Raw genomic sequence first — 10,072 nt, 5'->3', positions numbered from 1 at the left:
GATCCCGCCCCGCGAGCCGCTGCGGCTCGCCCAGCAGCTGCAGCACCTCCGGGGCGCGCACGAGCAGGTCCGGCACCAGCCGGGACGTCCCCAGCAGGGTGGCCAGGCTCTCCACGACCGCGGCCTCGTCCCGCAGCACCCGCAGGTACCACGGCGTCTCCGCCAGCGCCTCGGACACCCGCCGGTAGGCGAGCAGGCCGCCGTCCGGGTCGGGCGTGTCCGCGAGCAGGTCGAGCAGCACCGGCAACAACGTCTGCTGGATCGACGCGCGGCGGGAGACCCCGGAGGTGAGCGCCTCGATATGGCGCAGCGCGCCCTCCGGGGCGAGGTAACCCAGCGCCGCGAGCCGGCTCTGGGCCTGTGTCGTGGACAGCCGCAGGGCCGCGGTCGGTACCCGGGCGACGGCGCCGAGCAACGGCCGGTAGAAGAGTTTCTCGTGCAGACGGCGGATGCGTTGGACGTGCCTGCGGAACTCGGCGAGCAGGATCTCGTCGACCGTCCGGCCCCGGGTGGGTGCGATGCCCGACGCCTTCGCCAGCCACCGCAGCTGTTCCACGGCGCCGGGATCGGGGAACAGGTGGGTGCGGCGCAGCCCCCGGAGCTGGAGCCGGTGTTCGAGGACGCGCAGGAACTCGTACGAGGCACGCAGCTCGGCGGCGTCGGCCCGGCCGACGTACCCGCCGGCCCCCAGCGCCTCCAGCGCCTCGGTGGTGGAGGCGGACCGCAGCTCCGGATCGGCGCGCCCGTGGACGAGTTGCAGCAGTTGCACCGCGAACTCGACGTCCCGGAGGCCGCCCCGGCCGAGTTTCAGCTCCCGTTCGGCGATCTCGGCGGGCACGTGCTTCTCCACCCGGCGGCGCATGTGCCGCACGTCCTCGACGAAGTTGTCCCGTTCGGCCGCCGACCACACCATCGGGGCGACCAGTTCGGCGTAGCGGCGGCCCAGCTCGCCGTCACCGGCGATCGGGCGTGCCTTGAGCAGGGCCTGGAACTCCCACGTGCGGGCCCATTTCCGGTAGTACGTCTCGTGCCCGTCGAGCGAACGGACCAGTGCGCCGGTGCGGCCCTCCGGCCGGAGCCCGGCGTCGACCTCGAAACAGGCCTGACCGACGACCCGCATCATCGTGGTCGCCAGCCGGGTCGCGACCGCGACGTCGTCGCCACCCACGAAGACCACGTCGACGTCGCTGACGTAGTTCAGTTCGCGTCCGCCGCACTTGCCCATCGCGATGACCGCGACGGTGCCGTCGGCCGGGGTGCCGACCTCGTGCTCGGCGACGCGCAGACCGGTCCGCACCGACGCCTCGGCGAGTGCGGTCAGCCGCTCCGTGATCCGGGCCAGGTCGAGGCGTTCCAGCGTGGGCTCGACGAGGTGGCCGAGGTCCGCGGCGGCGATCTCCAGCACGATCGCCCGGTACGCGCGGCGCAGGGCCTGCTCGGCGGCCGATCCGGTGGCCGGGGCACCGTCCTGCCCGTCGGCGACGGCGTCGGCCAGCACCCGGTCGTACGCCTCGGGGGCGGTGAGGTCCTCACCGGCCAGTGCGCGCCACAGACCCGGCTCGGTCACGAGCAGATCGCTCAGCGCCGTCGAGGCCCCCGCGATCGCGAGCAGCCGTCCGCGCAGCACCGGGTCGTCCGCGAGCGCCGCGGCCAGTTCGTCCCAGCCGGCGTCGTCGGCGGTGCGGATCCGGTCCAGCACGATCAGCGCCGTGTCCGGGTCCGGGGTGCGGGAGAACGCGGTCAGGACGGGCGCCGCCCCGGCGGGGGGTCCGCCGGCACCCCACCACCCGGCGGCACGGAGCCGTTCCTCGGCCCGGTCGTCGGCGAACCCGTACCGGGCCGCCGACACGGCCGGCCGGATCCCCTCACTCATCGCCGCCCACCCGGATTCCGGTCATGCCATCGGAAGCGTGTAGCGCGGTTCGACCGGGTCGATGCGGGAGGCCGCGAGATCGGCGAACCGGTGCGCGAAGGGCCGCCAGGTCTCCGCGATGTCGGCATGCACCTGCGCGAGAGGGTCCTCGTCGAGCGCACCCGGCCGCGCCGTCGCCGCCTTCTCCGGCGCGTCGCCCGCCCACCGCGACACCACCTCCGGTGTGGTCTCGATGTGGAACTGGATCCCGTACACGCGGCGCCGCAGGCGGTAGGCCTGGTTCGTCGCCCGGGGTGACGACGCGAGCAGTTCGGCCCCGGAGGGCAGCTGCTCTATCGTGTCCTCGCGGAACTGGAGCACGTCCTGCATGAGCGGCAGCTCGGAGAACAGCGGGTCGACCCAGGCGGCGTCCTTCTTCGACACCAGGGCCGGTCCGACGTCCGGCCCCTTCGGGTCGGCGCCCACGCGACCACCCGCGGTCACCGCGAGCAGCTGCGCGCCCAGGCAGATCCCGAGCGTGGGGACGTCCCCGGCCACCGCGGCGCTCAGCAGGCCGCGGACCGACGACAGCCACGGGTGTCCGGGCGCGTCCCCGGCCCGCATCGTTCCGCCGAGGACCAGCAGGCCGTCCCAGCCCGCCAGGTTCTCGGGGAGGTCGTCGTCCGGCGGCCGGCGGGTGTCCAGCGTCGCCCCCTGCTCCGTCAGCCACGCGTCGAGCGAGCCGATCGGCACGGTGGGGTCCGGCTGGACGACGAGAATCCGGGGAGAGCTCACGGTCCCACCCTACGACCTCACCCCGGGCACAAAAAAAGGAGAGGACCGATCCTGTGCGGATCGGTCCTCTCCTGTCGGTTAAGTGTTCGGCGGTGTCCTACTCTCCCACACCCGGGCGGGTGCAGTACCATCGGCGCTGGTGGTCTTAGCTTCCGGGTTCGGAATGGGACCGGGCGTGTCCCCACCGCTATAGCCACCGAACAACCCTCCGAAACAACCCCGCAGGCGTGCCCGGGCGTGGTGTTTCAGAGTTGCAGAGTGGGTGCGTAGCATGTTTGTGGTCAAGCCCTCGGCCGATTAGTACCAGTCCACTCGAGAACACATTGCTGTGCGTCCATGTCTGGCCTATCAACCCCATGTTCTGTAGGGGGCCTTACCCACTCGAAGGTGGTGGGAGACCTCATCTGGGAACGGGCTTCCCGCTTAGATGCCTTCAGCGGTTATCCTTTCCGAACGTGGCCAACCAGCCGTGCCCCTGGCGGGACAACTGGCACACCAGAGGTTCGTCCGTCCCGGTCCTCTCGTACTAGGGACAGCCTTCCGCAGGTCTCCAACGCGCGCGGCGGATAGGGACCGAACTGTCTCACGACGTTCTAAACCCAGCTCGCGTGCCGCTTTAATGGGCGAACAGCCCAACCCTTGGGACCTACTCCGGCCCCAGGATGCGACGAGCCGACATCGAGGTGCCAAACCATGCCGTCGATATGGACTCTTGGGCAAGATCAGCCTGTTATCCCCGGGGTACCTTTTATCCGTTGAGCGACACCCCTTCCACCAGGAAGTGCCGGATCACTAGTCCCTGCTTTCGCACCTGCTCGACCCGTCGGTCTCACAGTCAAGCTCCCTTGTGCACTTACACTCGACACCTGATTGCCAACCAGGCTGAGGGAACCTTTGGGCGCCTCCGTTACCTTTTAGGAGGCAACCGCCCCAGTTAAACTACCCACCAGGCACTGTCCCTGAACCGGGTCACGGTCCGAGGTTCAGGTTCCCAATCCGGCCAGAGTGGTATTTCAACAACGACTCCGCGACCACTGGCGTGGCCACATCCCAGTCTCCCACCTATCCTACACAAGCCGAACCGAAAACCAATACCAAGCTGTAGTAAAGGTCCCGGGGTCTTTCCGTCCTGCCGCGCGAAACGAGCATCTTTACTCGTAGTGCAATTTCGCCGGGGCTGTGGTTGAGACAGCCGGAAAGTCGTTACGCCATTCGTGCAGGTCGGAACTTACCCGACAAGGAATTTCGCTACCTTAGGATGGTTATAGTTACCACCGCCGTTTACTGGCGCTTAAATTCTCCGCTTCACCCCACAAGGGGGTTAACGGGTCCTCTTAACGTTCCAGCACCGGGCAGGCGTCAGTCCATATACCTCGACTTACGTCTTCGCATGGACCTGTGTTTTTAGTAAACAGTCGCTTTCCGCTGGTCTCTGCGGCCGCAACACCCTAGCCCGCGCGGGGCTTCAGGTGCCGTGGCCCCCCTTCTCCCGAAGTTACGGGGGCAATTTGCCGAATTCCTTAACCACAGTTCACCCGCTCGCCTCGGTATTCTCTACCTGACCACCTGTGTCGGTTTGGGGTACGGGCCGCATGCGCACTCGCTAGAGGCTTTTCTCGGCAGTGGAGGATCACCCTGCTTCGCCTCAACGGCTATGCCTCGCGCCTCACCCTGTTGGCCGGCGGATTTGCCTACCGGCCGGGCCACACGCTTACACCAGTGTTACCACTGACTGGCGGGGCTACCTTCCTGCGTCACCCCCTCGCTTGGCTACTACAGGATCAGGTCCCACGCACCCCACCACCGGGCCTCCGAAGAGACCACGCCGGCGGGTGGGTGGTTAGTCTCACCTGCCTCACCAGGGACGCGCACACGCGGGTACGGGAATATCAACCCGTTGTCCATCGACTACGCCTGTCGGCCTCGCCTTAGGTCCCGACTTACCCTGGGCGGAACAACCTGGCCCAGGAACCCTTGGTCATCCGGCGGCGCAGATTCTCACTGCGCTTTCGCTACTCATGCCTGCATTCTCACTCCCACACCCTCCACGACTGAGTCACCTCGCCGCTTCCCCGGATGCGGGACGCTCCCCTACCCACCCACACGACTGCACACCACCCCCGAAGGAGCAGTGCGGATCGACTGTGTGAGTGACACAGCTTCGGCGGTGTGCTTGAGCCCCGCTACATTATCGGCGCAGAACCACTTGACCAGTGAGCTATTACGCACTCTTTCAAGGATGGCTGCTTCTAAGCCAACCTCCTGGTTGTCTCTGCGACTCCACATCCTTTCCCACTGAGCACACACTTAGGGGCCTTAGCTGGTGTTCTGGGCTGTTTCCCTCTCGACGGACGGAGCTTGTCCCCCGCCGTCTCACTGCCGCGCTCTCACCCACCCGTATTCGGAGTTTGGTTGACTTCGGTAAGCCGGTAAGCCCCCTCGGCCATCCAGTAGCTCTACCCCAGGCGGGAAACACACGACGCTGCACCTAAATGCATTTCGGGGAGAACCAGCTATCACGGAGTTTGATTGGCCTTTCACCCCTACCCACAGCTCATCCCCCAGGTTTTCAACCCTGGTGGGTTCGGGCCTCCACCCGGTCTTACCCGGGCTTCACCCTGGCCATGGGTAGATCACTCCGCTTCGGGTCTAGACCACGCGACTCACACGCCCTCTTCAGACTCGCTTTCGCTCCGGCTCCCCCACCACGGGTTAACCTCGCCACGCAGCACTAACTCGCAGGCTCATTCTTCAAAAGGCACGCCATCACCCGAAGGCTCTGACGGCTTGCAGGCACACGGTTTCAGGTACTCTTTCACTCCCCTCCCGGGGTACTTTTCATCTTTCCCTCACGGTACTCGTGCACTATCGGTCACCAGGAAGTATTTAGGCTTACCGGGTGGTCCCGGCCGATTCACAGCAGACTCCACGGACCCACTGCTACTCGGGAACATCCGCCAGACACAGCAATGCAGCTTTCGCGTACGGGACTCTCACCCACTCCGGCCACGCATCCCAACGTGTTCCGCTAGCCACACACCACGCCCCCGGGGCGGTCAGACCCCGGACACGGACACCCCACAACACCGCACACACAACACCTGACCATTCTCACCATGTGCACGGTTTAGCCTCCTCCGCTTTCGCTCGCCACTACTCACGGAATCACGGTTGTTTTCTCTTCCTACGGGTACTGAGATGTTTCACTTCCCCGCGTTCCCTCCACACACCCTATACATTCAGGTGCGGGTGACACCCCATCACGGGTGCCGGGTTTCCCCATTCGGACATCCTCGGATCACAGCTCGGTTGACAGCTCCCCGAGGCTTATCGCAGCCTCCCACGTCCTTCATCGGCCCCTGATGCCCAGACATCCACCATGTGCCCTACACAACTTGACCACAAAGATGCTCGCACCCACTCTGCAATTCTCAAACACCACACCCAAGACACACACCCCACGGTGCTGCCTCAGACACCCAACAGTGCACCAGCAACCATCACACCCACCCGGCGTCCCCACCCCGCAACACGGGGCCGGCCACCGGGCCGACGGGCACCAGCATCCCCCTTGCCACCACGGCAGGAACCGGACACCAGCACCACCAGTAGAGGTTCACAATAGACTCCAACGAGCCGAAGGCTCCTTAGAAAGGAGGTGATCCAGCCGCACCTTCCGGTACGGCTACCTTGTTACGACTTCGTCCCAATCGCCAGTCCCACCTTCGACCACTCCCCCCGCGAACGGTTGGGCCGTGGGCTTCGGGTGTTACCGACTTTCATGACGTGACGGGCGGTGTGTACAAGGCCCGGGAACGTATTCACCGCAGCGTTGCTGATCTGCGATTACTAGCGACTCCGACTTCACGCAGTCGAGTTGCAGACTACGATCCGAACTGAGACCGGCTTTAAGGGATTCGCTCCACCTCACGGTCTCGCCACCCTCTGTACCGGCCATTGTAGCATGTGTGAAGCCCTGGACATAAGGGGCATGATGACTTGACGTCATCCCCACCTTCCTCCGAGTTGACCCCGGCAGTCTCCCACGAGTCCCCGGCATAACCCGCTGGCAACATGGGACAAGGGTTGCGCTCGTTGCGGGACTTAACCCAACATCTCACGACACGAGCTGACGACAGCCATGCACCACCTGTGCACCAGCCACAAGGGAAACCCCATCTCTGAGGCGATCCGGTGCATGTCAAGCCCAGGTAAGGTTCTTCGCGTTGCATCGAATTAATCCACATGCTCCGCCGCTTGTGCGGGCCCCCGTCAATTCCTTTGAGTTTTAGCCTTGCGGCCGTACTCCCCAGGCGGGGCGCTTAATGCGTTAGCTACGGCACGGGACACGTGAACAGCGTCCCACACCTAGCGCCCAACGTTTACGGCGTGGACTACCAGGGTATCTAATCCTGTTCGCTCCCCACGCTTTCGCTCCTCAGCGTCAGTATCGGCCCAGAGACCCGCCTTCGCCACCGGTGTTCCTCCTGATATCTGCGCATTCCACCGCTACACCAGGAATTCCAGTCTCCCCTGCCGAACTCAAGTGATGCCCGTATCCACCGCACGCCCACGGTTAAGCCGCAGGTTTTCACGGCAGACGTGACACACCGCCTACGAGCTCTTTACGCCCAATAATTCCGGACAACGCTCGCACCCTACGTATTACCGCGGCTGCTGGCACGTAGTTAGCCGGTGCTTCTTCTCCCGGTACCGTCACTTTTACGCTTCGTCCCGGGCGAAAGAGGTTTACAACCCGAAGGCCGTCATCCCTCACGCGGCGTCGCTGCATCAGGCTTCCGCCCATTGTGCAATATTCCCCACTGCTGCCTCCCGTAGGAGTCTGGGCCGTGTCTCAGTCCCAGTGTGGCCGGTCACCCTCTCAGGCCGGCTACCCGTCGTCGCCTTGGTAGGCCATCACCCCACCAACAAGCTGATAGGCCGCGGGCTCATCCCGTACCGCCGAAGCTTTCCACACCACCCCATGCGAGGCGATGTCCTATCCGGTATTAGACCCCGTTTCCAGGGCTTATCCCAGAGTACAGGGCAGATTGCCCACGTGTTACTCACCCGTTCGCCACTCATCCACCACCCGAAGGCGGCTTCAGCGTTCGACTTGCATGTGTTAAGCACGCCGCCAGCGTTCGTCCTGAGCCAGGATCAAACTCTCCAACAATGAATATTCGATCCGAGACCCAATGTCTCAAAGAAACCCACAAAAAAGGGGCAAACCCCACCCACCAAAACAGGTGAGGCATCAAAGCTCTACTAGCTGACAATCACTAGCGCACTGTTGAGTTCTCAAACAACACCACAAAGATGCTTCTCGGTTTTTCCCTCCGAGCGACACCCACCCTAACAACAACCCCGGAAGGCTCTTTCAAGGGGGGTGGCCCGCTCTCGTGGAGAGGGCCGACCAGCAACGGTACCCGACCTGACTCCCGGAAGCAACCTCTGTGGGTCTCTCCCGTTCGCCCCGGCCGTCCCTGGCGACAAGAAGAAGATTACACACCCGCCCGACCCCGCTGTGCAGGGGGGTCCCCTTTCCGGTGAACCCGCAGGTCGGAGCGGGTTTCCCGGCGTCGCCCCCCCTGCGCCGGCCCACGGGGTCAGAGCACCGGCAGCAGGGTCCGGAGTTCGTAGGGGGTGACCGCGCTGCGGTAGCTGTCCCACTCCACCCGCTTGTTCCGGAGGAAGAAGTCGTACACGTGCTCGCCGAGCGCCTCCGGCAACAGCTCCGACCGTTCCATCTCGACGAGCGCCTCGCCCAGGTTCTGCGGCAGCTCCGCGTACCCCGCCGCCTTGCGCTCCGAGTCGGACAGGTCCCAGATGTTGTCCTCGGCCGCGGGCGGCAGCTCGTAACCCTGCTCGATCCCCTTGAGCCCCGCGGCGAGGATGACCGAGTAGGCCAGGTACGGGTTGCACGCCGAGTCGAGACTGCGCAGTTCGACCCGCCGGGACGACGCCTTGCCCGGTGAGTACATCGGCACCCGGACCAGCGCGGAACGGTTGGCGTGCCCCCAGGACACCGCGGTCGGCGCCTCCCCGCCCCGGATCAGCCGCTTGTACGAGTTGACCCACTGGTTCGTGACCGCGGAGAGCTCGCGGGCGTGCCGCAGCAGCCCGGCCACGAACGCCTTCCCGGTGTCCGAGAGCTCGTACGGGTCCTCCGGGCTGTAGAAGGCGTTCTGGTCCCCCTCGAACAGCGACACGTGCGTGTGCATTCCCGACCCGGGCTGGCCGGTGAACGGTTTGGGCATGAAGGTGGCGCGGACGCCCTGCATCAGCGCGACCTCCTTGACCACGTACCGGAACGTCATGACGTTGTCGGCCATGGTCAACGCGTCCGCGTAGCGCAGGTCGATCTCCTGCTGGCCCGGGGCGCCCTCGTGGTGGGAGAACTCCACGGAGATGCCCATCTCCTCCAGCGCCTCGATGGCGTTGCGGCGGAAGTGCGTGGCGGTGGCGTGGCTCGCCTGGTCGAAGTACCCCCCGTTGTCCGCCGGTTCGGGCTCGCTGCCGTCCTCCGGCAGGGTCGCCAGCAGGAAGAACTCGATCTCGGGATGGACGTAGCAGGTGAACCCGGCCTCGGCCGCCCGGGAGAGCTGGCGGCGCAACACGTGCCGGGGATCGGCCCACGACGGTGAGCCGTCCGGCATGGCGATGTCGCAGAACATCCGCGCCGAGTACCGGTCGCCGTCCGGGGTCTCCCACGGCAGGACCTGGAAGGTGGACGGGTCCGGCTTCGCGACCATGTCCGACTCGTAGACCCGGGCGAACCCCTCGATGGCGGACCCGTCGAAGCCGATGCCCTCGCTGAAGGCGCCTTCCAGTTCGGCGGGTGCCACGGCCACCGATTTGAGATACCCGAGCACGTCGGTGAACCAGAGCCGCACGAAGCGGATGTCGCGTTCCTCCAGCGTGCGCAGCACGAACTCCTGCTGGCGATCCATGCCGCGACTCTAGGCGCGAGACGTTAACTCGGTGTTTCGGGGGCGGCCGGACCTCCCCCGTGCGGTCGACCCCCGGCAGGCTCGTGCCCGTCGGCACCGTCCGTCCACCTGACCGGGGCGGCGGCGGCCCGCCCGATACCGTGGGCGCCATGCCGATCCGTCGCCTCGCGGTCGTCCTCGTCGCCGCGCTGACCGTCGTGGGCGGGTGTGCCGCGTCGCCGGACACGACCGGCCCGCTCCCGGACGGACGCGAACTGGTCGACACCGCGACCCGGGCGCTGGCCGACGTGCGTGGCGTCCGTTTCGAGTTCCACGTGAGCGGGGCGCTGCCCGGGCTGCCGGTCCGGACGGTGGAGGGCGTGGCGACCCGCGACGGGGGCCCGCACGGGTTCGCGCGCGGCGAGGCGGACGTGCAGAGGGGGACCGAGCGCCACCGGTACGACTTCGTGCTCGACGGTGCCGAGCTGCGGCT

The 10,072-nt window shown here is 65.8% G+C and carries 5 protein-coding genes and 3 rRNA genes; 1 reads left to right on the top strand and 7 read right to left on the bottom strand.

Going from position 1 to position 10,072, the window contains the following annotated elements:
* The 7 genes from ACTIR_RS23610 to glnA form a co-directional block, all read right to left on the bottom strand.
* Positions 1–1,873: bifunctional [glutamine synthetase] adenylyltransferase/[glutamine synthetase]-adenylyl-L-tyrosine phosphorylase (locus tag ACTIR_RS23610; protein ID WP_084789540.1), on the bottom strand; the 1,873-nt coding region annotated here is incomplete at its 3' end.
* A gap of 21 nt (positions 1,874–1,894) precedes the next feature.
* Positions 1,895–2,647, bottom strand: coding sequence for a type 1 glutamine amidotransferase (locus tag ACTIR_RS0115120; RefSeq protein WP_026454911.1), 753 nt, complete (start codon positions 2,645–2,647; stop codon positions 1,895–1,897).
* Between the two features lie 84 nt (positions 2,648–2,731).
* Positions 2,732–2,848 (bottom strand): 5S ribosomal RNA (gene rrf / locus ACTIR_RS0115115).
* A gap of 76 nt (positions 2,849–2,924) precedes the next feature.
* Positions 2,925–6,048 (bottom strand): 23S ribosomal RNA (locus tag ACTIR_RS0115110).
* Positions 6,049–6,147: 99 nt separating this feature from the next.
* Positions 6,148–6,279 (bottom strand): hypothetical protein, encoded by a 132-nt coding sequence (locus ACTIR_RS27715; protein WP_267879492.1) that lies wholly within the window; start codon positions 6,277–6,279, stop codon positions 6,148–6,150.
* Positions 6,280–6,298: 19 nt separating this feature from the next.
* A 16S ribosomal RNA gene (locus ACTIR_RS0115105) occupies positions 6,299–7,823 on the bottom strand.
* Together the 16S, 23S and 5S rRNA genes form the textbook arrangement of a ribosomal RNA operon.
* 433 nt (positions 7,824–8,256) lie before the next feature.
* Complete coding sequence (gene glnA, locus ACTIR_RS0115100; RefSeq protein WP_007025653.1) at positions 8,257–9,600, bottom strand: type I glutamate--ammonia ligase; 1,344 nt, start codon at positions 9,598–9,600, stop codon at positions 8,257–8,259.
* A gap of 149 nt (positions 9,601–9,749) precedes the next feature.
* Between glnA and ACTIR_RS27230 the strand changes: the two genes are divergently transcribed.
* Positions 9,750–10,072, top strand: a 323-nt coding sequence (locus ACTIR_RS27230; RefSeq protein WP_034240332.1) for an LppX_LprAFG lipoprotein, incomplete at its 3' end; no start/stop codon positions are given.

The sequence above is a fragment of the Saccharomonospora iraqiensis subsp. iraqiensis genome, assembly GCF_000430445.1.
In the GTDB taxonomy this organism is placed as follows: Bacteria; Actinomycetota; Actinomycetes; order Mycobacteriales; family Pseudonocardiaceae; genus Saccharomonospora; species Saccharomonospora iraqiensis.
Note: the sequence above shows the minus strand (reverse complement) of the source record. Positions and strands in the feature narration are given on the sequence as shown.